Raw genomic sequence first — 25,221 nt, 5'->3', positions numbered from 1 at the left:
AAAAGCCAGACATGCTTCGTCTGGCTTTTGACTTTATTATAACTTGGAGAGAAACACGCACGAGGCCGAATGCTTACTTAGCACTCTAGTGATGAAGTTTCATCATCCTAGTGAAACAACTTCATCACTAAAGTGAAACGATGAATTAGTCTAGGAAGCAAATGAGTATTCTTCCTGTCTTGAAAGTTAAGATGGAAAGCAGGTGCAATCTTTTGACCACGATATTGTATGACTCATTCTTGTCCTTTAGCATGATGGTCAAGGACATCGGTCCGGTGCGGGTGTTGCGGCGGCTGAAGGTGCTGACAGCGCACTGAAGGAACTACTGTCAGCCTTATGCGCTGTATATCAGATTTTTATTGTGGCTGAACACACTGAAGGATACTTTGAATTCCAGGGTATTGGTGAAGTGAGAATGATAAACGGGAAACTGGATAGGGTACTGCATACGTTTGCTTCTTACTGATTTTATAAAAAACGAAACTTCTGCCCGTAAAGATGAATCGGGCAGAAGTTTCGTTTCTCGAATATGGATTGCCGGAGTATTATCCCAGTAATTCTTTCACTTTAGCCGAGATGGCACGTCCTTCGGCTTTGCCTGCCAACTTTTTGGTGGCGACACCCATGACTTTACCCATATCCTGAGGACCGGCGGCACCCACTTCTGCAATTATTTCTTTCAAAGCGGCTTCCAGTTCTTCGTTACTCATTTGTTTGGGCAGATAGGCTTCAAGCACTGCCACTTGGGCCAGTTCGGCTTCAGCCAAGTCTGCGCGGCCCTGACCTTGGTAAATGGCGGCTGAATCTTTCCCTTGTTTTACCAGTTTCTGCATGATTTTCAATGCAGCGTCATCCGTCAAAGTGTCGTTGGCGCCCGGTGCTGTCTTTGCTTCAAGGAAGAATTTTTTCACATTACGCAAAGTTTCCAGTTTCACTTTGTCCTTGGCTTTCATAGCCTCTTTGATATCGTTGCTGATTACGTCAAATAAATCCATGGTTCTTTTCTATTTTAGTTGTTAAAATGTGATCGTTATTCCGCCGTTTTCGGCATCGTTATTGAATGTTTCCTCTTCTTCGGCTATTGCTTTAGACTGGATACTTTCCAACACAGTTTTGGTACGTTGGAAAGTAGGGGTCGTTTCCACCATACTGATAATGTCATCATTGTCCAGATCCTCCAGGCTGAAGATGTAAATGTTATGGCGTTTCTTCTTGTTGCTGTTCTTGAAGGTGTCTTTGCCGTAGTAATCTCCACGACGTTCATCCTTGCGCTGTTCCTCTTCTTCCAGTTCTTCCAGTTTCTTTTGTTCCTCGATGGTGCGTTTGTTCATCATGTTGTCCATGCCCGGTACATCCTTGATGCCGAAGCCGGTGGCAAGTACGGTGAACTTCACCTGTTCTTCCAGCGACTCGTCGATATAGAGCCCCCATTTGGTTTCCACGTCTTTGCCGAATTTGCTCATGAAGTCATGAACCTCATTCATCTCTTCCATCATCAACTCGCTCTTGGTGCTGAAAGAGATGTTGAACAGGATCTTCTTCGAGTTGAAGATATCGTTGTTGTTCAGCAGCGGGGAATGGAGCGCATCATTGATAGCCTGGCTCACGCGGCTTTCCCCTTTGCCGTATCCCGTACTCATAATGGCTACCCCACCATCTTTTAGTACTGTTTTCACGTCATTGAAGTCCAGGTTGATGGTACCGCGGATAGTGATAATCTCGGCAATACTCTTGGCTGCTATGGATAAAGTGTCATCCGCTTTGCCGAAAGCGTTCATCACGCTGAAGTCCGAATAAATATCACGCAGACGTTCATTGTTGATCACCAGCAGGGCATCTACATGCTGGCTCATTTTCTCCACGCCGTCCAGCGCCTGGTCAATCTTCCGGTTTCCTTCAAAAAGGAACGGAATGGTGACAATACCTACGGTGAGGATATCCATATCTTTGGCTGTCTTGGCAATGATCGGAGCCGCACCGGTTCCGGTACCTCCTCCCATTCCGGCAGTGATAAATACCATTTTACAGCCGTCGTTCAACATTCCTTTTACGTCTTCTATACTTTCTTCGGCTGCTTCACGTGCACGCTCCGGGCGGTTTCCGGCTCCTAATCCTTCTTTTCCCAGTTGCAACTTCACGGGAACGGGGGATTCGGCCAACGCCTGGTTATCTGTGTTGCACACAACAAATGTTACATCGTGTATACCTTCTTTATACATGTGATTTACGGCATTGCCGCCGCCACCTCCCACACCGATTACTTTAATGATAGTCGGGTTTTCTGCCGGGAAATCGAATGGCATTATAGTTTCATCAGACATAATCTTCTATATTATATTAAGGTGATGTAATTCGTTATTATTCTTCCAGAATCCTTCCAAACAAGTCGGTCAGCCGTTTGATCGGATTGTTGGCTTCTTTCAAACTCTTGATTTCTTTTTCCAGGTCGCGTATTTGGTTCAAAGCTTCTGCCACTCCCAGATCGCGTGCTTTGGCCAGTTGCGACAAGGCATTTTTGTATTTGCCTGCCTCTTTCAGCTCTTTTGCGTTTCTTATCAGGCTCTCGCAAGTGGCTTTTCGCAGCTTCTCCTCTTCCTCTGCTTTCTTGGCTGCCGCTGCTATTCTGGCTGCTTCTTCTTTCTCTCTTTTCCTTTTGTCTTCCACATTCTCGCCGCTTTCATCGAAGAGAGGTACTTGGATAGGACGTTCCGGGCGGTAACAGTTCTCTTTCCCGGCTCCTAGCAAAGCGATGATTGTATTGCATGTACCATCTTTTTTCAGTTCCATCATGCCACCTTTCAGGCTTAGCTGGCTTTCTTTGGCCATTCTTACCTTTTCTACTTTGGTACGGTTGCTGAATGCTTCCTCCATATTCTTTAGATTGGCGGCACCGCCGGTAATGATAGCTCCTGCCAGCAGTTTGTCTTCATATCCCGAAAGAACAATCTGGTTCCATACATTGGCCAGTATCTCATTGACACGCGCTTCTACGATGTCTTCCAGTAAGTGTGACTCAATACTGCATTTCCCGTCCAGCGAGTAGGTAGGGTTGTCATCTCCGTCTTCCGACTTGTCGGCATAGGCATTGCCGTATTTCTTTTTCAGTTCTTCGGCATCTTCCTCTTCAATCTGCTGGCTGCAAATGTCTTTGGTGATGTTGCTTCCTCCCAGTGGGATGACTGCCAAATGGCGGAGTATGTTGTTTTTGTAGACAGATACGGTAGTCGTATCTGCGCCAAAGTCGATGAACATGCAGCCCGAGCGTTTTTCACTGTTGGTCAGTACGGCATTGGCCAGAGCCAACGGTGAGATGATATAGTCGGCTATTTCGATTCCTGCCTGTTTGAAACATTTGTCAATGTTCTGCTTCACGCTGCTGCGGGCGATGATATTAAGGAAACGCCCTTCTATATGATCGCTGGGAACTCCTACAGGATCGGCCAGCAGGTTGATGCCTACTTTATATTCCTGGGGGGCCACTTCCAGTATTTCCTGGTCTATGATGGGGACTTCGCGGTTGCTGTCCATGATGGAGTCAATCAGTTCCTGTGAAATTTTGGTTTCTTCTTCCAGATGACGTACCTCCGTATTACGGATGGTGCGTAGAGATTGTCCTCCGATACCTACATAGACCTTTCCGATAGAAGCCTTTAATGTCGATTCCAGTTTCTTGATAATCGAAGTAAGGCTTTGTGCGGTTTTGTCCAGATTGTAAATCACTCCCTTACGGATAAAATCCGAAGAGTTTTCGCTGGCGAGGGCCAGCACTTGTATGCTTCCGTCCGCATGTTTCTTTCCTGCAATACCTGTGATCTTGGAGGATCCCAGTTCTATTGCTACTATAAAATCTGTTGCTGCCATATCTTACTTCTCTTTTTTAGTACAAATAATCTGATTATTAAATTCCAGACTGATGCGGCTGTACTTGTTCCAGCCTACTTGGTTCAGTCCTTTCTCATAAAAAGTTTTTAGTTTCTCGAACTTTTCCTCATAATTCCCGGGCTTGCCTAAGAATATGATATGTTCGCCAACCCGTGGAACCAGTTCCAGTTCTTTGGCTTGTGTCACGTTGATCTGCTCTATCTGGGCATCCCATAGCGGATGGGCCTGTAGAAAGACTCCTAAGGTATATAGTTCCTTGACGGCAAAATCACGATCCACGTATCCTGTAACAACAGCTACGTGTGCCGAACTGTTGGGTATCGGCATGATTTTTCCTTTATTGTCAATATAATAGTTGTCTCCGTTGTTTGCCATCACTCTGAGGATGGGGAGGCGCTGTGTCACTTCGATACCTATCTTGCATCCCGGTGTACGGTAACATTCCACATTTTCAATCAAGGGATGTTGGCTGAGTTCTTCTTCCAGCAGGCGGGTGTTGATGTCGCCCATCTTCTTACCCACAGGGGAGAGCTTCTTACCGTTCAGTAAGCGGAGTATCCCTTTCTGGCTGATAAAACCATGGTCTATACTGTCCTTGATAATCAATTCCATACCCTTGCAAACCTGGTCGGCAGGCTTGGTGTTGAAAGCGGTAACGGCTACAATAAGGTAGGCGGTTATCAGCAACAGAAACAGGAGTATGAGAATTTTCTTTATCATTTTTTATTCAGTAATCCGCAGATTTGGGGTACATAGTTATCTATGTCGCCCGCACCCAGGGTGATTAATACTTCTATATCTTTCTTGCTCAGTACGTCTAGAATTTCTTCTTTCTTGCACATGCTCTTCTCGATGCCCGGACGCAGATGGTCGTAAATCAGTTTGCTGGTGACGCCGGGGATGGGTTGCTCGCGTGCCGGATAGATATCTACCAGGATGACTTCGTCCAACAAGGAAAGGCTGTCGGCGAAATCTTTGTAGAAATCACGGGTACGTGTGTAGAGGTGCGGCTGGAAAACAGCCGTCAGCTTCTTGTCCCGATAGAGGGCACGCATGGAGAGTATGCTTTGTTTTATCTCGGAAGGATGGTGCGCATAGTCGCTCAGGAAAACCACCTTGTCGTTCTTTATCTTGAAATCGAAACGACGGTCTACTCCGCGGAAACTTGCCATACCTCTCTTTATTTCTTCATCAGTCAATCCGCTCATCTGCGCCAAAGCCATGGCGGCTACCCCGTTCTCAATGTTGATGCTGACGGGGACACCCAACTGTATATTGGGGATATTTCCCAAGGGTGATACGTAATCAAAGAAAATCTCACCGTTCCCAATACGGATATTCTCTGCATGAAAGTCACCCTCTTCTTGGGAATAGGTGTACAGTTTCACACCATTCTGCAAAGCCGGTTGCAGCTCGATGCCTTTACGTATAATCAATGCACCTCCCGGCTGGATGAGTGAGGTGTATTTGCGGAAGCTTTCCAGATAAGCCTCTTTGGTTCCGTAGATATCCAGATGGTCGGGATCGGTTGCGGTGATCACCGATATGTAGGGCGAGAGCCAATGGAAAGAACGGTCGAACTCGTCGGCTTCAATAACCATGTATTCACTGCTGTCAGACAACAGCAGGTTGGTGCCGTAATTCTTTGAGATGCCTCCCAAAAAGGCGTTGCATCCTACATGGGATTGGTGTAACAGATGGGCTGTCATGGTAGAAGTGGTGGTCTTACCGTGAGTGCCGGCTACACAAAGTCCTTTTCCTGCATGGGTAAGCATTCCCAATACCTGCGAACGTTTATGTATCTCGAAACCGTTTTCCCGGAAATAGGTAAACTCTTTATGTGTATCGGGGACAGCCGGAGTATAGACAACCAATGTAGTTGCCGGGTCGCGGAATGCATCCGTTATCAGTTCCGTGCTTTCTTCGTAATGGATGGCTGCTCCTTCTTCTATCAGCTTTTCTGTCAGTTCACTGGGCGTACGGTCATATCCGCCTACCTTCTTGCCTTTTGACAGGAAGTAGCGTACCAATGCGCTCATGCCGATACCTCCGGCACCGATGAAATAAACTGATTTTAATGTGTTAACGTCCATTTTCTTTTCTGTATTTATCAGCCAGTTTGAATACCTCCCGGGCAATAACGTTGGCTGAGTCGGTAAAGGCTAATTTAGCAATATTTGTACTTAAACTTTTCAATGTTTCCGGCTGTTTCACGGTTTCAACCGCTTTGTCCAGCAGAGCTTCTTTGGCAGCGGCGTCCTTGATATAGAGTGCTGCGTTTTTATTGACCAGCGCCAGTGCGTTCTTGGTCTGATGATCTTCGGCCACATTAGGCGACGGAACCAGAATGACGGGTTTCTGCAACAAACAGAACTCGGAGATGGAACCTGCTCCGGCACGGCTGATTATTAAATCGGCAGCACTGTATGCGGCGGCCATATCGCTGATAAAATCGGTTACGTGGAGCATTGGTAACTCACCGACCTGGGCTACTGCGGCACGTGCTTCGCCGATATATATTTTCCCGGTTTGCCAGATAAACTGCGCGCCGGATGCTTTAATCTTGTCCAAACCTTCCATCACGCAGTTGTTGATGGTGCGTGCTCCCAAGCTTCCTCCTACAATCAGGATTGTTTTCTTGGATGGGTCCAGCCCGAAGGAGCGGATAGCCTCTTCACGGCTGATGTGATGGTTGCGCAGTCCTTGGCGGACAGGGTTTCCGGTCAGGATAATCTTGTCTTTTTCAAAGAAACGTTCCATGCCGTCGTATGCCACGCATATTTTGCAGGCTTTCTTTGCCAATAGTTTGTTGGTTACTCCGGCATAAGAGTTCTGCTCTTGTATCAGTGTCGGAATACCCATCATCCCGGCCATTTTCAAAGTAGGACCGCTGGCATATCCGCCTACACCTACTGCTGCATGTGGCTTGAAATCCTTGATGATTTTGCGTGCCAATAGCTGGCTTTTGACCAATTTGAAAAGAACCGAAACATTTTTCAATAAGTTCTTACGGTCGAATCCGGCAACAGGTAATCCTTTTATAGGGTATCCGGCAGCAGGAACGCGTTGCATCTCCATTCTGCCTTCAGCGCCTACGAACAGGATTTCCGCTTCGGGATGTTGTTCCTTGATGGCGTTGGCAATAGAGACTGCGGGGAAAATGTGTCCCCCGGTTCCTCCTCCGCTGATGATGATTCTTAAATTTTCTTCCATAATTCCTTTTTAGTCGAATTATTCGCAAAAGTATAAATAATACTTTTAAAATGAATGGTTTATATTATATTTCTTCTTCCGGCTCCCGCTTCCCGGCTGCATTCAGCATTGCCTTCAAGTCATCGGGCAGCGAGTTCTCCTCCGGCGGGAGGGAAGTGGTGGCATTGTCACCCGACGGAAGTGTGGTAATGGCTTCCTGCATGGCAGCTACCATTTCCTGATGCCGTTCGGTCTTGGCTGCCAGTTCGGCTTCTTTCTGCGCTTGTTGCTCGGCGGCTTTCTGTTCTTCTTTCTCAGCCACGTAGCGGCTGACACTTAATATCATACCGATGTAGGCGCAGTTGATGAGTGTAGAGGTTCCTCCTTTGCTGATAAGCGGCAGGGGTTGTCCGGTGACGGGGAACAGACCTACGGCCACCATCATGTTAAGCATCGCCTGAGATACCAGTAACAGGGCGATGCCCATCACCAGAAAGGCAGGAAAACTTTTTTCACTTCTTCGGGCTATTTTACCCGCCCGCATCAACAGCCAGATGTAGAGAATCACTACAAAGGCGCCTCCCAGCAACCCCAGCTCTTCTATGATTATAGCAAAGATGAAGTCCGAGAATGCTTGTGACAGGAAATCCCGCTGCACACTGTTACCCGGCATCTTTCCTATGATGTTGCTGGAGGCGATAGCAATATTGGCGTGTGCTATCTGGGCGTCCTTGTCTATATCATATTTGGCGGCGGGAACGGCTTCTTTGTCCTCAAAGAAGCCTTTTATACGGTTCTGCCAGGTTTCTACACGGTGCATCATGGGGACTTTGTTCAGTTTGTGTGTGGGCATAATCATCACTATGCCTACAAAAAAAGCCACCATAACTCCGGCTATTCCCATTAACTTGGCCAATTGCTTCCAGGGTACCCGGCCGATCACCATCATTAAAAAGACTACTCCGAAAAGCAGTGCTGCGGTAGAGCCGTTTTCGGGAGCAATCAGAATGAAAACAATTCCGGTGATCCACATGATATATTTAAATGCTTTCGGATTGGCATTGTCTTCTTCCTGAAACTTGGATAGAATAAATGCGGTGACAATAATCACGGCCATTTTTGCCAGTTCGGAAGGCTGGAACTGGATACCGAAGAAAGTCATCCAACGGGCTGCACCATTGACACGGTCTCCGGTAATCAATCCCATACCCATTACAAATATCAGCAATAATGTCGATAGGGGTAGCAGGAAGACGGGAAACACACGGAAATATTTGTAGGGAATGTTATGTACCAGTACCACAATGCACACACCTACCATCAGGATGACACTGTGCTGGGTGATAGGTCCCCAATGATCCCCACTTTTGTAGGTAAGCGTGCTGGCGGCACTAAATACCTCGACGATAGAGATCAGACAAAGAAACAGGAAAATAATCCAGATTACTTTGTCGCCCTTGAACAAGTCTTTTATCAGATCCATTATCTATATACCTTAATACTATATTACAGGTTTCTTACACATTCCTTGAACTGCTCGCCACGGTCTTCGTAACTTTTGAAAAGGTCGAAGCTGGCGCAGCATGGACTTAATAATACGGTTTCGCCTTTCTTGGCCATCCGGTAAGCAGCGTCTACGGCATCCTTCATGCTTTGTACATCGGCTACAGGCAGGCCGAACTTGTCAAAGAAATCATGCAATTTCTCATTGTGCAATCCCATGTAGATCAATCCGGTACATTTTTCTTTTACCAAGTCGGCAATTTCGTTATAGTCGTTGCCTTTGTCTTTCCCGCCTAATATCAGGATGGTTTTGGTTTTCATGCTTTGCAAAGCATACCAGCAGGAATTCACATTGGTAGCCTTGGAGTCATTGATATAATCCACCCCTCTTACCCGGCAGACTTTTTCAAGGCGGTGTTCCACTCCCTTGAAATCACCCAAGGCCTCGCGGATACACTCTTTGCGGATACCCGCCAGGTTGGCAGAGATACCGGCCGCCATGGAGTTGAACAGATTATGGGTTCCGGTCAGCGCCAGTTCCTCCTGTTCCATGTTGAAAGCGATTGGTTCTGTAAAATAAACCTTGTCCTGTTCCACGTATGCGGCGGTTCCTTCCTCTTTCCTTTCGGCAAAAGGGTAGTAATGGCCATGAATGCCATATTTGTGTAATTCACGCTGGATGATGGGGTCATCGTTCCAGAAGATGAAGGCATCGTCCGGGGTCTGGTTCTGGATAATGCGGAATTTGGCATCCACATAGTTTTGCATCTGGTGGTCGTAACGGTCCAGATGATCCGGCGTGATGTTCATCAATACGGCAATGTTGGCATGGAACTTGTACATATTGTCCAATTGGAAACTGCTTAACTCGATCACATAATAATCATAGTTGCATTCTGCTACCTGATATGCCAGACTTTGGCCGATATTTCCGGCTAGTCCCACATTCATACCTGCTTTCTTGAAGATATGATAAATCAGCGAAGTAGTTGTTGTTTTTCCATTACTTCCTGTAATGCAAATCATTTTGGCATTGGTATAACGTCCCGCAAATTCTATTTCGGAGATGATAGGGGTGCCTTGTGACTTTAACTTAAGAATCATCGGGGCATCATTCGGAATACCCGGACTTTTGATTACTTCATCCGCATTCAGAATGAGAGATTCGGTATGTTTGCCTTCTTCCCATTCGATGCCTCGCTCGTTCAGTATGTTTTTGTATATGTCCTTAATCGTGGACATGTCTGAAACGAAGGTGTCGAAACCTTGTTTCTTTGCCAGAACGGCTGCTCCCGCACCGCTTTCTCCGGCTCCTAGTATGACAATTCTTTTAGCCATAATCTTCGTTTATCTTATCTTATCTTTAATGTAATAATCGTAATTGCAGCGAGTACGATGGTGACAATCCAGAAGCGTACCGTGATTTTTGACTCATGGAATACGCTGTTGGGTTTCATGAACAGATAACTGCAATTGGGGTCTAACTGTGCTAATGTAGTGCGGAAATGGTCGTGGATAGGGGCACGTTTGAATACGCGTTGCAAATGTCCTTTCTTTTTTCCGCTTTTGAAATATCTCACCTGTAGAATGACCGAAAGGTTTTCTACCAAGAAGATTCCACAGAGAATAGGTATAAGCAACTCTTTATGAATGATGATTGCAAATACCGCTATGATACCACCAATGGTCAAGCTGCCGGTATCGCCCATAAATACTTGGGCGGGAAAAGCATTGTACCAAAGGAAACCGATCAGTGCGCCGATGAAGGAGCAGATAAAGATTACCAGTTCTTCACTGCCGGGAATGTACATGATATTAAGGTATCCTGCATATTCGATGTGGCTGGATACGTATGCCAATATGCCTAAGGTAAGACCGATGATAGCAGAATTTCCGGCTGCCATCCCGTCCATCCCGTCATTCAGGTTGGCACCGTTAGATACGGCAGTAACTACGAAGATGGTAACTAATACGAAAATAATCCAACCTACAGCCTGGGCATTGTCTCCCAGAAAACCTACGAAATCAGCATAATCCAAATTGTTGTTCTTGAAGAAAGGAATCGTAGTTTTGGTGGACTTCTGATCTTGTTCCTTGTGCACCACTTCCACAATTTCTCCCCCTCTTTGTATTTCTACGTTCTCACGGATAACCACGCTCGGACTTAAATATAAGGTGAGTCCCACAATGAGTCCCAAACCTACTTGGCCGATGATCTTGAATTTGCCGTGCAACCCTTCTTTGTCTTTACGGAAGACCTTGATATAGTCGTCCAAAAAGCCTAACGTACCCAGCCAAATGGTGGTAATCAACATTAATATCATGTAAATATTATGCAGCTTTCCCAACAAGAGGCAAGGTATGAGAATTGCGACAATAATAATTATACCTCCCATCGTCGGCACACCAACTTTTTTCACATTAAAAGGGTCTATAGATGCGTCACGTTGGGTTTCGGTTATTTGTTTACGTTTGAGCAGGTTGATGAAATATTCACCGAAGATAGCTGAGATCAACAATGATAAAATGATTGCCATCAATGAACGGAATGAAACGTAACCGAACATACCGGCTCCGGGAAAATCGAACTTTTCTAAATATTGAAATAAATAATATAACATCTTTTGGTTGGTTTATTCATTAGCAAAAATATCTCTTAATACTTCTTTATCGTCGAAATGGTGCTTTATACCTTTGATTTCCTGATAATTTTCGTGTCCTTTCCCGGCAACTAAAATGACATCTTTAGCTTGGGCCAGCATACAAGCTGTACGGATCGCTTCTTTACGGTCGGCTATGCTTATCACTTTACGCATATCCTCTTTAGTCAGCCCTGCCAGCATATCATTGATGATTTCCTGCGGCTCTTCAAAACGGGGATTGTCAGAGGTGATAATGACTTTATCGCTTTGCTTTACCGCTTCTTGTGCCATCAAGGGGCGTTTGCCTTTATCGCGGTTGCCGCCGGCGCCTACTACCGTAATTACATGACCTTTGCCATTCAGGACCTCGTGAATGGCATTCAGCACATTTTCCAAGGCATCCGGAGTATGGGCATAGTCCACAATGGCGGTGTATCCCTTGGGTGAGCGCAGTGAGTCAAAACGCCCGGCAACGGGGCGAAGAGTACTCAATGCCAGCAATACCTCTTCTGCCTTTTTCCCAAGCAGGCAGGCTGCTCCATAGACTGCCAGCAGGTTGGAAGCATTGAAACGTCCGATGAACTGTACATTGACTTCCACATTATTTATATCAAGCAGCATTCCTTCGAATCCATCTTCCAGCACTTTTCCTTTAAAATCACTCAAGCTGCGCAGCGAATAGGTGTGTACCTTTGCTTTGGTATTTTGAGTCATGACCAATCCGTTTTTGTCATCCAGATTGGTTAAGGCAAAGGCTGTTTTAGGCAGACCGTCAAAGAATGCTTTTTTGGCTTTCAGATAGTTCTCTACAGTTTTATGGTAGTCCAGATGGTCACGGGTAAGGTTGGTAAATATACCGCCTGCAAATTTTAAACCACCGATCCGTTTTTGTGCGACTGAATGTGAACTTACTTCCATAAAGGCATATTTGCATCCTTCATCTGCCATGCGCCCCAGCAGTTTGTTTAGTGTAATAGGGTCAGGGGTGGTATGGTCAGTTGGAATGGCTTCCTCATCTATATAATTGCATACAGTGGAAATGAGTCCTGTTTTATATCCGAATTTACGGAACATATTATATAATAAGGTGGCAATAGTCGTTTTTCCGTTGGTGCCTGTAACACCGACCAGTTCCAATTTCGAGGTGGGGTCGCCGTAAAACGTAGTTGCCAGTTTCCCGACAACGTCTTCCGTATCGTTCACTTTGATGTAGGTAACATTCTCAATCAATGTCTCAGGAAGATTCTCACATACCACTGTACGGGCTCCTTTTTCTATTGCTTTTTGAATATAAGTGTGTCCGTCAGTCTGCGTTCCTTTTACAGCAACGAAAATATGACCAGGCTCTATCAGGCGCGAGTCCATGTTTATTCCCGAAATTTCTTGGGATGCATCACCTATGATTTCATTGACTGTTATTCCTTTAATAATCTTTTCCAGTTTCATATTCTTCCTGTTACACTGTTAATTTAATCGTAATTGTATGGTTTGTCCTTTGCGCAAAGTGTTGCCGGCCGGGATACTTTGTGACTTCACTTTACCGATGCCGGTAATGCGGGCTTTCAATCCCATGCTTTCAAGCAGATAGACAGCATCCTTTGCGCCCATACCAATAACACTTGGTACAAGTTTATTGTTAATGTCTTTTTTGTTGAATAATACATTGTCCGGATTACTAGTCACATTTCCCCATACCGGTTTGCCTTCGGTTGATTGTTCCGAAACTCCGGATGAATTTACATTTATCCGGTTCAGTACATAATGTGCCGCACTTATATCCCCGTTTTTCACATCCGGAATAAGGATAGAAGTTGAGTCTTTTGCTTCTTTCAAATCTTGTGCCAGATGTTTGGCAAATACGCGTTCGGCAATTTTACTGAACACGCTGCCGGCCATCAGACCACCCGAGGCGGGGAGTCCAGGTTTCTGGATGGCTACAATGCAACTGTATTTAGGCGCTTCTGAAGGAAAATATCCACAGAAACTTACCAAATAACGGCGTGTGCCATTCGTGTACCCGGCTTTTCCTTGTGAAACCTGTGCAGTACCGGTTTTCCCGGATACATGGAATTGCTTGGATCCTGCTTTCTTTCCCAGTCCTTCGCTGACGACTTTTTCCAAAATCGTTTGTATCTCGCTGATAGCCTTGGGGGAAGCGATGGCCGGGTTGAGTATTTCAGGAGCAATATCTTCCACGACCTGCCCGTCTTTGACTATTGATTTCACAAAACGGGGCTTGACCATTACTCCGTTATTGGCTATAGCATTATAAAATGCCAGTGTATTGATGGGGGGAATTTGGGTTTCATAGCCAATAGACATCCATGCCAGTGCAGTACGTGACCAATTGCTCAAGTCTTTGTTGGGGATGCGGATGTTCGGCTTGCCGGCACCGGGAATATCGAGATCTAACGGAGTGGCAATGCCTACTCGATGCAGTCCGCGTACAAACTTTTCCGGATTATCATGATAATGATCATCGATCAACCGCGATACACCGATGTTTGAGGACACCATCAATGATTTTGTTGTGTTGATAGTGCCGTAGCCTCCACGATGCCAGTTATGATCTTTCATATAGCGGCCGTGCATCATATAGACCCCGTTACCGGTTTCCACCACCGTTTCCGGAGTGATGACTCCGTCGTCCAGCGCTACCAGTATGGATGCGGTTTTGAAAGTAGAGCCTGGTTCCATCATGTCTGAGATAGCGTTATTGCGTATTTCTCTGTAAATGCCGTCATTGCATTTGGTCATGTTGACGATAGCTTTGATGTCTCCCGTCTGCACTTCCATCAGAATGGCAACGCCTACAGTAGCGTTGATTTCTTTCAATTCATCCACCAATGCTTTTTCTGCGATGTCTTGCATACCTACATCAATGGTCGTAATGATATCACAGCCATCTACAGGAGGAATATCTACAATGTTCAGGTATTTGTTCATTACCTTTTGACGGTGAGTGATACCGTTTCTGCCTTTTAATATGGAATCGTATGAAAGTTCCAACCCGTTCTTTGCACCTTGTTCTATATCTGGATACATATCTCCCAATGTACGCATTGCCAGTGAGCCAAAAGGCTTTTTCCGTTGATTGAATGCCTGTTCATGGAATCCGCCTTTGTATTTGTTCAGGTTAAATACGGGCAGACGTTTTGCTTCTTTATATTGTATATAAGAAATGCGTTTGGGGTAGAGCAACCAACTGCGGCTCTCTTTTTTTCTTCCGTTTTTGATGTGCTGTTTGAAAAAGGCGGCACTTTTATCAGGGAATATTTCATGTAACCCTTTGCAGATTGTGTCAAGGTTTGCATAAAGAACTGAGTCTTTGATATGTTGTAGCTTCAGCCGTGTCTTTTCCTCTTCTTCGGTTTCGCCCTTCCTTTTATTTATCATGAAGTCCATGTAAATCTTATATTCGGGAAGGCTGCTTGCCATCAGCTGGCCGTCGGATGAGATGATGTTGCCACGGGTAGGACGTACGGTGACGTTTTCTTTTACAAAACGGTCGGCTACGTCTTTCCAGTATTGACGCTCGGCAAACATGATGACGCCGGCTTTGCAGATAATGGCAATGCCTATCAACACCATGACCAGGATGATGAAGGAGAAGCGGAGCATTATGTTTTTTTGGTTGGGCATCATGGGCTTAGTCTTTCTTTATTAAATAAGGACGGTTGGTAGCCGTTTGCAAGGGGCTGTCTTCCGTCGAAATATATTCTTCAATACGTGACTGGCGGCTCTTTTCCATCAGTTCGGAAGAGCGTGTCAATGCATCGTATTTGATATCGATCAAATCTTTTTTCAACTTGTCAATTTCAATGAGTTCCTGTTGGCTGCTATAACGGTTGTCTATGTATAGTACAGTCAGGATCATGATGAGAATCAGCAAACGGGTCTGTCTTTTGAAAAAGTCGTTCGCAAGGATATCTCCTCCTAATATGCTGCGGATAGACATATGCTTGGGCGAAGCAGATTGTCCGTCTTTGGGTTGTTGTGTATTTTGTTTCAGTTCTTCTTCCATCTCGTTATCTCTTTTCTGCAATTCTCAACTTGGCGCTTCGGGAGCGCGGATTGCGTGTCACTTCTTCGTTGCCGGCAACAATAACTTTGTTGTTGACTAGTTTGAAAGGTGTCTGTACATTACCAAAGAAATCTTGTTCGGCCTTGCCTTCTATGTTTCCGGTTTTCATGATATTCTTTACCATGCGGTCTTCTAAAGAGTGATAGGTGATTACTACCAGTCTGCCTCCCGGTTTCAGTGCCTTGGTTGCTGCATAAAGCATTTCTTTCAATGCTTCCATTTCCTGATTTACCTCTATGCGTAAAGCTTGGAACACCTTTGCGAGCTCTTTCTTTTCACGTTCCCGCCCGAAAAACGGTTTGATGACTTCGAGGAAATCACCGATGGTGACAATTTGTTTTACACCTCGGGCTTTAACGATGGCTGATGCCAGTTTGCGGCTGTTCTTCAATTCACCATATAAATAGAAAATATTAGCCAAACGTTCTTCGTCATAGGTGTTCACTACATCAGCAGCTGTCATACCTGCGCGTTTGTTCATCCGCATGTCTAATTTGCCCTCGAAGCGGAATGAGAATCCACGTTCGGAGTCGTCAAAGTGATGTGAGGAAACGCCCAGATCGGCCAAAATGGCATCCACCCCTTCCACGCCATAATAACGTAGGAAGTTGGGAAGGTAGCGGAAGTTACTACGCACAAAAGTGAAGCGGCTGTCGCTTACAATATTCTTCTCGGCATCTTCATCTTGGTCAAAACTATATAGATGCGCGGTGCTATCCAGCCGGCTTAGAATTTCCTTGGAATGTCCTCCGCCGCCGAAAGTGGCATCTACATAAATACCTCCGGGTTGGATGTTCATTCCGTCTACGCTCTCGTTTAATAATACCGGTACATGATATATCTGTTTTGCTTCACTCATTCTATTTCTACGTTGTTATTAGTTCCCATAATTTCTTCCAATTCTTTTCCAAAGTCCTCCGGTGTGATGAAGGGTTTGTCTGCTATTTCTTTAGACCAGATTTCTATAGTGTCGTCCAATCCGATAAAACGTACATCTTGCTGTATTTTAGCTAATTTCAAATATCGTTTTGGAATCAGAAAGCGCCCGTTTCCATCCAATGTGATAACTTCTACATCCGAAACGAACTGACGGAAAATCATTTGGTGTCTGGAATTCCAGCGATTGAGTTTGCAACGTAGTTCGTTCATTTGTTCGTTCCACACATTTTCAGGGTAAAGTACCAGGCAGTCTTGGTAGGTGTCTTTGCGTAAAATCAGGCACTCCTGGGAGGCAGCTTGTAGCTGCTTCCTGAATACGGCAGGCAGGAACACTCTGCCTTTTGCATCCGTCTTTGCTTCAGAATTCCCAAGAAATCGCATGTTTACACCTTATTATATTGTTCAAGGTGTAAAATTACACAATTCCCCACAATTCCCCACAATATTTTAAGAAAATATTTCGAGAAGTTTTCAACAGGCTGTTAATGTAGCTAGTAGCTTGGTAAACAGGAGGTTTAAAATTAATAATTTTATGATAAAAAATAATGGAAAGGGCAGCTTCTCGGAGGTTGAAAAACGAAACCAAACTATTGCACATTCGTTTTTGTTTTGCGCAAAAATGAAAGAATTTGTATAGTTTCATACACAAAAACTCTTAATTTCTTTAGAGATTAAGAGTTTTTTCTGTCATAAATTGCCAATATAAAAAAAGATAAGTTACTTTTGCATGGAAAAGAACGTTTGCAAAATGACTGACGACTCTATATTTTTAATCGACATAGAAAAGATATTGAAAACGAAAGCCGGGAAAAAATATAAATATATTCCCCGTTTTGTCGTTTCGTACCTGAAGCATATCGTGCATCAGGATGAACTGAATGTCTTTTTAAAAGACTCCAAAAATAAAGTCGGAGTTGACTTTCTGGAAGCTTGTATGGAGTTCCTGGATGCAAAAGTGGAGATAAAAGGTTTGGAAAACTTGCCTGAAAACGGTAAATGCACTTTTGTCAGCAATCACCCGCTGGGGGGACAGGATGGAGTTGCTTTGGGGTATATATTGGGAAAACATTACAATGGTAATGTACGCTATTTGGTCAATGATTTGTTGATGAATTTGCATGGTTTGGCTCCTTTATGTATTCCTATCAATAAAACAGGCTCGCAATCCAGGGATTTTCCGAAGATGGTAGAGGCAGGGTTTGCCTCGGATAATCATATCATTATGTTTCCTGCGGGGTTATGTTCCCGTAGACAGGGTGGGGAAATCAAGGATTTGGAATGGAAAAAGACATTTGTCACTAAAAGTATTGAAACGCATCGTGATGTGGTACCTTTGCACTTTGAGGGCCGGAACTCAGACTTTTTTTATAATTTGGCAAATATATGTAAGGCACTTGGCATTAAGTTTAATATTGCTATGCTTTACTTGGCAGATGAAATGTTGAAAAATCGTCATAAAACCTTTACCTTGACCATTGGAAAACCCATTCCTTGGCAAACTTTCGACAAGACAAAGACCCCGGCTCAGTGGGCGCAGTTTGTAAAAGATGTAGTCTACAAGCTATAATAGACAAAAGAGAGAAAAAAGATATGGAAGAAATTATTGCACCGATTAGCAAAGAGATTCTGAAGGCGGAACTTTCCGAGGATAAACGCCTGAGGTTTACGAATAAAAGTCATAATGAAATTTACGTCATAACGTATCAGGATTCGCCCAATGTGATGAAGGAGATTGGCCGGTTGAGAGAAATAGCCTTTCGTGCTGCAGGTGGCGGAACAGGAAAGGCGATGGATATCGATGAATATGACGTGATGGAAAATCCATATAAGCAATTAGTTGTATGGAATCCTGAAGCGGAGGAGATTTTGGGAGGTTATCGTTATCTTTTGGGGGATGAGGTGCAATTTGATGAACATGGGAAGCCTGTGCTGGCTACTGCTCACATGTTTAATTTCTCGGAAGTTTTTTTGAAAGAATATTTGCCTTACACGGTGGAGTTGGGACGCTCATTTGTTACATTGGAATATCAGTCAACCCGTGCCGGTTCCAAGGGATTGTTTGCTTTGGATAATTTGTGGGATGGTTTGGGCGCATTAACCGTGATTAAGCCTAATGTGAAATATTTTTTTGGTAAGATGACTATGTATCCTAGTTATCATCGTCAGGGGCGTGACATGATATTATACTTCCTGAATAAACATTTCGGTGATAAAGATAAATTGATAACTCCGATGAAACCGCTGGAAATAGAAACAGATAAGAAAATGTTGGAAAATCTTTTCTGTTATGATTCCTTTAAAGAAGATTACAAGATCTTGAATACGGAAGTGCGTAAGCTGGGGTATAATATTCCTCCTTTGGTCAATGCATATATGAGTCTGTCTCCTACAATGCGTATGTTTGGAACAGCGATTAATTATGGATTCGGAGATGTGGAGGAAACCGGAATTCTGATTGCAGTCAATGAAATTCTGGAAGACAAACGGGTACGTCATATCGAATCGTTTGTAAAGCAACATCCTGAGGCTATGAAAATAACTTCAGGCGCTCATCCCATACTGACCAAATAATCGGACTAATAGTAGTATTTGGGGAAACATTGTCAGGTGCAGATAAAATTTACAGGATTCATCTTGCTCGCATCTGACAATGTTTTTATTATACTGCCGGCAGACTGTTGCCTTTGATTTTCCGGTAGAGGTCGAGCGCATATACGTCTGTCATGCCCGATATGTAATCCAGCACGGCTTGAATTTTTCCATATAAAGTAGGTGCGTTGACATTGTACTGTCCGGATATGCGGTTGATAAGTAGTTGTGAATACGCTTTTTCCGGAGAGCGCACTGCATTAATCATCAGGTCAATCAAGGTACTGATAACCCTGAATCCTGCCAATTCTATGTCCAGCACATCGCTGGAACGATATATTCTTTGAAAGGCAATTGCAGAACAATTGTCATAGGCCTCTTTCAATGGACTGCAAATGTGCATTATCAGGGTGCCTTCAAATTCCCCGGTCAATATCTTTTCTTCATTTTCAGTGAATACTCGTGTGCATTCCTTTATCAGTGCGCCTATGACCGAAGAACGTAAATAAGCTATCTGTTCATTGACGTCTGTTACAATCCGGCAAACTTCTTCAATGCGTTTTCTTCTTTTCTCATCAAAGAACTGCATATACAGTCCTTTGGTTTCATCATGTGTCAGAAGTTTTAATTTATGTGCGTCTTCTATGTCCATCATCTGATAACAAATATCATCTGCGGCTTCTACCAGGTAGACCAACGGATGGCGTGCGTAGCGTAAAGGCTCATCCGGTTTGCTGAGCCGGATAATCCCTAATTCTCCGGCTATTTTCTGATAATCAGCCTCTTCGCTTAAGAAGAAGCCGAATTTTGATTTCTTTCCTGCCAATTGTGAGGAAAAAGGGTATTTTACGATGGACGCCAGTGTGGAGTAGGTCATCACGAACCCTCCTTTCCGTCTTCCTTCAAACTGGTGGGTGAGGATGCGGAATGCATTGGCATTTCCTTCGAAGTGGGTTAAATCATCCCATTCCATCGGTGAAAGTTCTTTTTTCAATGCCATTCCTTGTCCTTCCGAGAAGTAAGTTGAAATGGCTTTTTCTCCCGAATGACCGAAAGGAGGATTTCCCAGATCGTGTGCCAGACATGCGGCTGAAACGATGGAACCTATTTCCGATATATGGGAGTCGGCCAAGGCTGGGTGCTTCTTCAGAAGCTGGCTGGCGACATCGTTTCCTAAAGAACGCCCCACACAAGAGACCTCAAGGCTGTGAGTCAACCGGTTGTGTACAAATACGCTACCTGGTAAAGGAAATACTTGAGTTTTGTTTTGCAAACGACGGAAAGGTGCTGAGAAGATGAGACGGTCATAATCGCGTTGGAATTCGGTACGGTCATCTTTACGGGCCTCGTGTAGTTCTTCCATGCCGAAGCGTTTATTTGATATTAATTGTTTCCAGTTCATAATTCAGGCTTTATCTGTTTGCAAAAGTAAGAAACTTCCGTTTAAAAAACTGTAAACGCTTAGATAAATCCATCTAAATGTGTAAATTCGCACCTTATTAATCATGTGGCAATGTGTTGATTCGTCAATATGCCAATGGGCTGTATCATGTCTGGACTGTGTTTGTTGTCTGCAAATTATTAGCACATTGCCATATAAGCATATTGATAAATTATTAAAATTATGAAAATACAGGTAATCAATAAATCAAAACATGCTTTACCCGAGTATGCTACCGGGCAATCGGCAGGGATGGATATCCGTGCTAATCTTGACGAACCGATTGTGCTGAAACCCTTGCAACGTTGTTTGGTTCCTACGGGACTTTATATCGCATTGCCTGAAGGTTTTGAAGCGCAAATCCGTCCACGTAGCGGGCTGGCTATTAAGAAAGGCATCGGAGTCCTGAATTCTCCGGGCACAATTGATGCCGATTATCGTGGTGAAATTTGTATTATCCTGGTCAATTTGTCATCTGAGGATTTTATGATAGAAGATGGGGAGCGCATTGCGCAAATGGTTGTAGCCCGTCACGAACATGCCGAATGGCAGGAAGTGGAGGTGCTGGACGAAACGGAACGTGGTGCAGGTGGCTTTGGACATACCGGAAAAAAGTAAAAGGAAACAATGAATAGAAGATTGAAATATGTGCCCATGCTATGTGTATGTCTGATAGGCATGCTTGTTTCATGCGGTACGGTGAAGAGAGCTTCCGGCTTGTCCGGAAATAAAGCTGTTGTGGAGGAAAAGGATCCGCTTACTCCGGAGCAGCGCCGTAAATACGACTATTTCTTTTTGGAAGCGCTTCGGATGAAGGAAAAAGGTGACTTGGATGCGGCTTTCGAAATGTATAGTCACTGTTTGGACATTTATCCGCAAGGAGCCGCTACTTTGTTCGAAATTTCCCGCTTCCATATGTTTCTCAATCAGCCGGAAAAAGGGGAGGAAGCTTTGAAGAAGGCAGTGGATGCCGATCCTAAGAGTTTTTGGTATAAGCAAACTTTGGCAGCCTATTATCAAGGTAAGGGAAATTACCCGAAAGCCATTTATGTTTATGAGGATATGGCGAGCCAGTTCCCCTCACGTCTGGAACCGTTGATGGCTTTGATTGATCTCTATACCCGTACCAAGGACTATCAGCAGGTAGTTAATACATTGAACCGCCTTGAAGCCTTGGATGGGAAGTCTGAACAAATCAGCATGGAGAAATTCCGTATGTATCTGGCCATGAACAATGACCAGCAGGCATTTACGGAGATTGAGAATTTGGCAAAAGAATATCCATATGACATGCGTTATCTTACCATTTTGGGAGATGTCTATCTGAATAACGGTAAGGAAGAAGAAGCATACGAAACTTATCAGAAAGTATTGAAGGAAGAACCGGGCTATGCGCCGGCGTTGCTTTCCATGGCTTCTTATTACGAGAAAAAAGGGCAGGATAGTTTGTATCAGGTACAGTTGGATACTATTTTGCTGAATGATAATGTGGATAGCGATACAAAGATGAACATTATGCGCCAGCTTATTCTGCGTTCCGAGCAAACGAACAAGGACAGTACGAAAATAGCAGGCCTGTTTACTTCTATATTGAAGGAAAAACAAGAGAATGCAGATATTGCTATGTTGGCGGCCCAATATCTTCTGACGAAAAAGATGGATAAAGAGGCAACCCCTGTTTTGCACCAAGTGCTTGAAATTGATCCGGAAAATACGCCGGCACGCTTGCAGCTATTGAGTTTTGCCATTCGTGAGCAGAATATGGATGAAGTAATCAAATTGTGTGCTCCAGCTTTAGAATATACTCCGGATGTATTGGAATTCTATTATTATATGGGATTGGCCTATCATCAGAAAGAGAAAACAGACGAGGCATTGGAGGTTTTTAAAAAAGGAGTGAATCAAGTAACAGATAAAAGCAATAAGGATATCGTTTCTGATTTCTATGCCATTATGGGGGATCTTTATCATATAAAGAAGATGAATGTGGAGGCATATGCCGCATACGATTCCGCTTTGGTTTATAAGGAAAACAATATAGGGGCCTTGAATAATTATGCCTATTACCTGTCTGTAGAGCGTAAAAACCTGGATAAAGCGGAAGAAATGAGTTACCGTACCGTAAAGGCCGAACCTACCAATGGTACGTATCTGGATACCTATGCCTGGATACTTTTTGAGAAAGGTAAATATGTAGAAGCAAAAATTTACATTGACCAGGCTATGCAGAATGATGGAAGTAAAAGTTCCGTTGTTGTAGAGCATTGTGGAGATATTTACTATATGAATGGAGATCGTGAAAAGGCTTTGGAATATTGGCAACAAGCGGAAAAATTATCCAAGGAGCCTCCTCAAGAAGGTAGTGAAGAACGTAGTGAAAAGGAATTGAACTTGTTGAGAAAGAAAATTGTACAAAAGAAATACTTTGCAGAATGATGAAACGTGTCTGTTTTTATTTGTTTAGCGCTTTGCTGATTATATTTATTTCTTCATGTTCATCTACCCGGAGTATGAAGAAAGGGGTATCTATTGGCAATTTATCCGAGTCGGAATATATGGAAGAGCTGATTAGCCGTTCTCCGGGATGGGATGCAATTACTGCGAAAATGTCATTGGCCGTTGACTTGAACGGTAAAGGACCGACTAAAGTAAATGGTACGTTGCGCATGAAACGTGATGAAGTAATCCAGCTTTCTATCGCTCCATTTTTGGGTATTGAAGTGGCACGTGCTGAAATATCTCCGGACGGAGTTTTAGTGATGGATCGCATGAACAAACGTTATGTACAAGTTCCTTTTGATGAATTGAAGAATCTGGCAAAGGCTGATTTGGATTTTCATACTTTGCAGGCCTTGTTTATGAATGAAATTTTTCTTCCGGGAAAAAAGGTGCTGACTGTCCGTGATATTTCGTCCTTTGCTGTGCGTCCTGAAAACGAAAATGCATTAATAGAAGTTAAGAACGGCAAACATTTCGCCTACCGTTTTCGTACCAATACAAATGATGGGCTGCTGAAAGAAAGTCATATCGGCTTGTCCGGTACCCAGTACGGGATAAATTGGCGTTATGATAAGTTTCGTCCGTTGGAGCAGAGACAGTTTCCGGGAACTATGACGGTTTCTTTTGAAGGGGCTGCCAAACCGGTTACGGCTGTATTTGAACTTTCCCGCCTTTCTACCAATAAGGATTGGGAAGCTCATACCGAAGTGCCCGGAAAATACGAAAGAATAGAATTGCAAGATTTGCTAAAACAGCTTATTAAATAATGAAACGTATCTTCTTACTACTCATAGCCTGCTGCTTTTTAAGTACTATTTCAGCGCAAAGTACTCGGAAAATAAGGGAGCTTGAAGCCAAACGGAAGGAACTTCACCAGCAGATTGCCGAGTCTGAAACTTTGTTGCAATCTACCAAAAAGGATGTGAAAAGCCAGTTGGACAACCTTGCTTTGCTGACAGGTCAGATTGAGGAGAGAAGAAAATATATCAATACCATAGAGAGTGATGTTCATACATTGACAAGTGAGATCGCTTCTTTACAGAAACAACTGAATAAACTTCAGCGTGATTTGAAAGACAAGAAGCGGAAGTATGAAACTTCGGTGCAATACATGTATCGTAACAAGTCTGTTCAAGAGAAATTAATGTTTATTTTTTCTGCCGAGAATTTGAGTCAGACTTACCGTCGTATGCGTTATGTGCAGGAATATGCAAACTTCCAGCGCCTTCAAGGAATGGAGATAGAACGTAAGCAGAAGCAAATTGCCGCTAAAAAAAGAGAAGTGGAACAAACTAAGCATGCCAAACAGAATCTTTTAAAACAGGGTGAGGTTGAAAAGGCCAAACTGGAGATTCAGGAAAAGGAGCGCCAGACTCTTTTGGCGAATTTGCAAAAGAAGCAGAAAGGTATACAAAGCGAGATAAGGAAGAAAAAACGTTCGGCTGAGCAATTGAATGCCCAGATTGACCGTTTGATTGAAATTGAAATAGAGAAAGCTAGAAAGCGTGCAGAGGAGGAAGCTCGTAGGAAAGCCGCTGCTGAGGCTGCCGCAAAGGCGGCAGCAGCTAAGAAAGCGGAGCGTGAAACTACGGGAGGGGCGTCCCGTTCTAAATCTACGGAAAAAAATGAGTCTACAAAGAAGGTCGCTCCGGTGGAGAAGTTCAGTCTGAATAATGAGGACCGCCAGCTGTCGGGCAGTTTTGAACGTAACCGGGGTATTTTGCCGGTTCCCATTACCGGTCCATACGTGATTGTCAGCCATTACGGACAGTATGCCGTAGATGGTTTGCGTAATGTGAAACTGGATAATAAAGGGATTGATATCAAGGGCAAACCGGGAGCGCAGGCACGTGCCGTTTTCAATGGAGAAGTTTCGGCTATTTTCCAGTATAATGGTTTGAACAATATACTGGTGCGTCATGGTAATTACATCTCTGTCTATTGCAACCTTTCTTCCGTATCGGTTTCTAAAGGCAGCAAAGTCAATACACGTACCGTTCTTGGTACTATCCATACAGATAGTTCGGGTAATACGGTCTTGCATTTTCAACTTCGTAAGGAAACGGCTAAACTTAATCCGGAATTATGGTTGGGAAGATGAAAAAGATAAGTTCTCTTTCTGTATTTTATTACTTTGCGGTTTCTCGCAGCTTGTTTGGAAACTGAAGAATTTTCTGTAGTTCCTGTTCCTGAAATTTCTTCCATAATAATTCCTTCTACGGAAAGTATCTGGCCTGTTGCTATAAAGAATGCTGATCTGGCTGGAGATTGGTTATCTTTTTGATATGTAGTACAGGATAACTTTCTGTATAATAGCTTTTAAAGTATAAATATGTATTTGAGGAACAGTTATTTCCGTTCTAAAACTTGTCTGTTCTTTCAAAGAGAACGAAAAAACATTTATTATTAAAAATAAATCTCCAATTAGTTTTGAGTTCAAGTCTAATTGC

The 25,221-nt window shown here is 43.8% G+C and carries 21 protein-coding genes; 6 read left to right on the top strand and 15 right to left on the bottom strand.

Going from position 1 to position 25,221, the window contains the following annotated elements; all coding sequences use genetic code 11:
- Positions 1-545 precede the first annotated feature (545 nt).
- The 14 genes from RE317_RS18165 to mraZ all read right to left on the bottom strand — a co-directional run bounded on the left by RE317_RS18165 (position 546) and on the right by mraZ (position 16,623).
- Complete coding sequence (locus tag RE317_RS18165) at positions 546-995, bottom strand: GatB/YqeY domain-containing protein (protein WP_005845298.1); 450 nt, start codon at positions 993-995, stop codon at positions 546-548.
- A gap of 21 nt (positions 996-1,016) precedes the next feature.
- Positions 1,017-2,321, bottom strand: coding sequence for a cell division protein FtsZ (gene ftsZ / locus RE317_RS18160; protein ID WP_005845300.1), 1,305 nt, complete (start codon positions 2,319-2,321; stop codon positions 1,017-1,019).
- A 37-nt stretch (positions 2,322-2,358) separates the two neighbouring features.
- Positions 2,359-3,861 carry a cell division protein FtsA gene (gene ftsA, locus RE317_RS18155; RefSeq protein WP_005845303.1) on the bottom strand — a complete coding sequence of 501 codons (1,503 nt, stop codon included), beginning with the start codon at positions 3,859-3,861 and terminating at the stop codon, positions 2,359-2,361.
- 3 nt (positions 3,862-3,864) lie between these two features.
- Positions 3,865-4,602 (bottom strand): cell division protein FtsQ/DivIB, encoded by a 738-nt coding sequence (locus RE317_RS18150; protein WP_005845306.1) that lies wholly within the window; start codon positions 4,600-4,602, stop codon positions 3,865-3,867.
- Entirely contained in the window at positions 4,599-5,975 is a 1,377-nt protein-coding gene (gene murC / locus RE317_RS18145; RefSeq protein ID WP_008668485.1) for a UDP-N-acetylmuramate--L-alanine ligase, read from the bottom strand. The genes RE317_RS18150 and murC overlap by 4 nt, the downstream gene beginning before the upstream one ends.
- Positions 5,965-7,095, bottom strand: coding sequence for an undecaprenyldiphospho-muramoylpentapeptide beta-N-acetylglucosaminyltransferase (murG, locus tag RE317_RS18140; protein WP_008668482.1), 1,131 nt, complete (start codon positions 7,093-7,095; stop codon positions 5,965-5,967). The genes murC and murG overlap by 11 nt, the downstream gene beginning before the upstream one ends.
- A gap of 64 nt (positions 7,096-7,159) precedes the next feature.
- Entirely contained in the window at positions 7,160-8,557 is a 1,398-nt protein-coding gene (locus tag RE317_RS18135; RefSeq protein ID WP_005845316.1) for an FtsW/RodA/SpoVE family cell cycle protein, read from the bottom strand.
- 23 nt (positions 8,558-8,580) lie between these two features.
- On the bottom strand, positions 8,581-9,915 hold the full coding sequence (murD, locus tag RE317_RS18130; RefSeq protein WP_008668480.1) for a UDP-N-acetylmuramoyl-L-alanine--D-glutamate ligase: 1,335 nt from the start codon (positions 9,913-9,915) through the stop codon (positions 8,581-8,583).
- Between the two features lie 14 nt (positions 9,916-9,929).
- Positions 9,930-11,198 carry a phospho-N-acetylmuramoyl-pentapeptide-transferase gene (gene mraY, locus RE317_RS18125; protein ID WP_005845319.1) on the bottom strand — a complete coding sequence of 423 codons (1,269 nt, stop codon included), beginning with the start codon at positions 11,196-11,198 and terminating at the stop codon, positions 9,930-9,932.
- A gap of 12 nt (positions 11,199-11,210) precedes the next feature.
- The gene (locus RE317_RS18120; RefSeq protein ID WP_008668477.1) at positions 11,211-12,665 is read right to left on the bottom strand and encodes a UDP-N-acetylmuramoyl-L-alanyl-D-glutamate--2,6-diaminopimelate ligase; all 1,455 of its coding nucleotides are present in this window, start codon (positions 12,663-12,665) and stop codon (positions 11,211-11,213) included.
- A gap of 18 nt (positions 12,666-12,683) precedes the next feature.
- Complete coding sequence (locus RE317_RS18115) at positions 12,684-14,864, bottom strand: penicillin-binding transpeptidase domain-containing protein (RefSeq protein WP_005849607.1); 2,181 nt, start codon at positions 14,862-14,864, stop codon at positions 12,684-12,686.
- 4 nt (positions 14,865-14,868) lie between these two features.
- Positions 14,869-15,243, bottom strand: coding sequence for an FtsL-like putative cell division protein (locus tag RE317_RS18110; RefSeq protein WP_005845324.1), 375 nt, complete (start codon positions 15,241-15,243; stop codon positions 14,869-14,871).
- Positions 15,244-15,247: 4 nt separating this feature from the next.
- Positions 15,248-16,162: a 16S rRNA (cytosine(1402)-N(4))-methyltransferase RsmH gene (rsmH, locus tag RE317_RS18105; protein WP_008668475.1), complete on the bottom strand. Its 915-nt coding sequence runs from the start codon at positions 16,160-16,162 to the stop codon at positions 15,248-15,250.
- Positions 16,159-16,623, bottom strand: a complete 465-nt coding sequence (gene mraZ, locus RE317_RS18100) for a division/cell wall cluster transcriptional repressor MraZ (protein ID WP_005845333.1) — start codon at positions 16,621-16,623, stop codon at positions 16,159-16,161. Before mraZ ends, rsmH begins: the two co-directional genes overlap by 4 nt.
- 367 nt (positions 16,624-16,990) lie before the next feature.
- On the opposite strand from mraZ, the gene RE317_RS18095 reads away from it, so the two are divergent.
- On the top strand, positions 16,991-17,809 hold the full coding sequence (locus RE317_RS18095; protein WP_005845335.1) for a 1-acyl-sn-glycerol-3-phosphate acyltransferase: 819 nt from the start codon (positions 16,991-16,993) through the stop codon (positions 17,807-17,809).
- 23 nt (positions 17,810-17,832) lie between these two features.
- Positions 17,833-18,813 (top strand): GNAT family N-acetyltransferase, encoded by a 981-nt coding sequence (locus RE317_RS18090; RefSeq protein WP_005845337.1) that lies wholly within the window; start codon positions 17,833-17,835, stop codon positions 18,811-18,813.
- A gap of 88 nt (positions 18,814-18,901) precedes the next feature.
- On the opposite strand, the gene RE317_RS18085 is transcribed toward RE317_RS18090, so the two are convergent.
- The gene (locus RE317_RS18085; protein WP_008781261.1) at positions 18,902-20,233 is read right to left on the bottom strand and encodes a deoxyguanosinetriphosphate triphosphohydrolase; all 1,332 of its coding nucleotides are present in this window, start codon (positions 20,231-20,233) and stop codon (positions 18,902-18,904) included.
- Positions 20,234-20,455: 222 nt separating this feature from the next.
- On the opposite strand from RE317_RS18085, the gene dut reads away from it, so the two are divergent.
- From dut to RE317_RS18065, 4 genes are read left to right on the top strand one after another with little or no spacing between them, the layout of a single operon-like run.
- Complete coding sequence (gene dut / locus RE317_RS18080) at positions 20,456-20,890, top strand: dUTP diphosphatase (RefSeq protein WP_005845350.1); 435 nt, start codon at positions 20,456-20,458, stop codon at positions 20,888-20,890.
- 9 nt (positions 20,891-20,899) lie between these two features.
- Positions 20,900-22,708, top strand: coding sequence for a tetratricopeptide repeat protein (locus tag RE317_RS18075; RefSeq protein WP_005845352.1), 1,809 nt, complete (start codon positions 20,900-20,902; stop codon positions 22,706-22,708).
- Positions 22,705-23,538: a DUF4292 domain-containing protein gene (locus tag RE317_RS18070; protein ID WP_008668467.1), complete on the top strand. Its 834-nt coding sequence runs from the start codon at positions 22,705-22,707 to the stop codon at positions 23,536-23,538. The genes RE317_RS18075 and RE317_RS18070 overlap by 4 nt, the downstream gene beginning before the upstream one ends.
- Positions 23,538-24,872, top strand: a complete 1,335-nt coding sequence (locus RE317_RS18065; protein ID WP_005845356.1) for a murein hydrolase activator EnvC — start codon at positions 23,538-23,540, stop codon at positions 24,870-24,872. Before RE317_RS18070 ends, RE317_RS18065 begins: the two co-directional genes overlap by 1 nt.
- Positions 24,873-25,221 lie beyond the last annotated feature (349 nt).

This window comes from Phocaeicola sp. GP0067 (assembly GCF_031119655.1).
In the GTDB taxonomy this organism is placed as follows: Bacteria; Bacteroidota; Bacteroidia; order Bacteroidales; family Bacteroidaceae; genus Phocaeicola; species Phocaeicola vulgatus.
This window is presented reverse-complemented; position numbering and strand designations above follow the sequence as displayed.

Excerpts from the sequence above, each read along its gene's own strand:
- RE317_RS18165 (WP_005845298.1), bottom strand. The coding sequence starts at position 995 with ATGGATTTATTTGACGTAATCAGCAACGATATCAAAGAGGCTATGAAA.
- ftsZ (WP_005845300.1), bottom strand. The coding sequence starts at position 2,321 with ATGTCTGATGAAACTATAATGCCATTCGATTTCCCGGCAGAAAACCCG.
- ftsA (WP_005845303.1), bottom strand. The coding sequence starts at position 3,861 with ATGGCAGCAACAGATTTTATAGTAGCAATAGAACTGGGATCCTCCAAG.
- RE317_RS18150 (WP_005845306.1), bottom strand. The coding sequence starts at position 4,602 with ATGATAAAGAAAATTCTCATACTCCTGTTTCTGTTGCTGATAACCGCC.
- murC (WP_008668485.1), bottom strand. The coding sequence starts at position 5,975 with ATGGACGTTAACACATTAAAATCAGTTTATTTCATCGGTGCCGGAGGT.
- murG (WP_008668482.1), bottom strand. The coding sequence starts at position 7,095 with ATGGAAGAAAATTTAAGAATCATCATCAGCGGAGGAGGAACCGGGGGA.
- RE317_RS18135 (WP_005845316.1), bottom strand. The coding sequence starts at position 8,557 with ATGGATCTGATAAAAGACTTGTTCAAGGGCGACAAAGTAATCTGGATT.
- murD (WP_008668480.1), bottom strand. The coding sequence starts at position 9,915 with ATGGCTAAAAGAATTGTCATACTAGGAGCCGGAGAAAGCGGTGCGGGA.
- mraY (WP_005845319.1), bottom strand. The coding sequence starts at position 11,198 with ATGTTATATTATTTATTTCAATATTTAGAAAAGTTCGATTTTCCCGGA.
- RE317_RS18120 (WP_008668477.1), bottom strand. The coding sequence starts at position 12,665 with ATGAAACTGGAAAAGATTATTAAAGGAATAACAGTCAATGAAATCATA.
- RE317_RS18115 (WP_005849607.1), bottom strand. The coding sequence starts at position 14,864 with ATGATGCCCAACCAAAAAAACATAATGCTCCGCTTCTCCTTCATCATC.
- RE317_RS18110 (WP_005845324.1), bottom strand. The coding sequence starts at position 15,243 with ATGGAAGAAGAACTGAAACAAAATACACAACAACCCAAAGACGGACAA.
- rsmH (WP_008668475.1), bottom strand. The coding sequence starts at position 16,162 with ATGAGTGAAGCAAAACAGATATATCATGTACCGGTATTATTAAACGAG.
- mraZ (WP_005845333.1), bottom strand. The coding sequence starts at position 16,623 with ATGCGATTTCTTGGGAATTCTGAAGCAAAGACGGATGCAAAAGGCAGA.
- RE317_RS18095 (WP_005845335.1), top strand. The coding sequence starts at position 16,991 with ATGACTGACGACTCTATATTTTTAATCGACATAGAAAAGATATTGAAA.
- RE317_RS18090 (WP_005845337.1), top strand. The coding sequence starts at position 17,833 with ATGGAAGAAATTATTGCACCGATTAGCAAAGAGATTCTGAAGGCGGAA.
- RE317_RS18085 (WP_008781261.1), bottom strand. The coding sequence starts at position 20,233 with ATGAACTGGAAACAATTAATATCAAATAAACGCTTCGGCATGGAAGAA.
- dut (WP_005845350.1), top strand. The coding sequence starts at position 20,456 with ATGAAAATACAGGTAATCAATAAATCAAAACATGCTTTACCCGAGTAT.
- RE317_RS18075 (WP_005845352.1), top strand. The coding sequence starts at position 20,900 with ATGAATAGAAGATTGAAATATGTGCCCATGCTATGTGTATGTCTGATA.
- RE317_RS18070 (WP_008668467.1), top strand. The coding sequence starts at position 22,705 with ATGATGAAACGTGTCTGTTTTTATTTGTTTAGCGCTTTGCTGATTATA.
- RE317_RS18065 (WP_005845356.1), top strand. The coding sequence starts at position 23,538 with ATGAAACGTATCTTCTTACTACTCATAGCCTGCTGCTTTTTAAGTACT.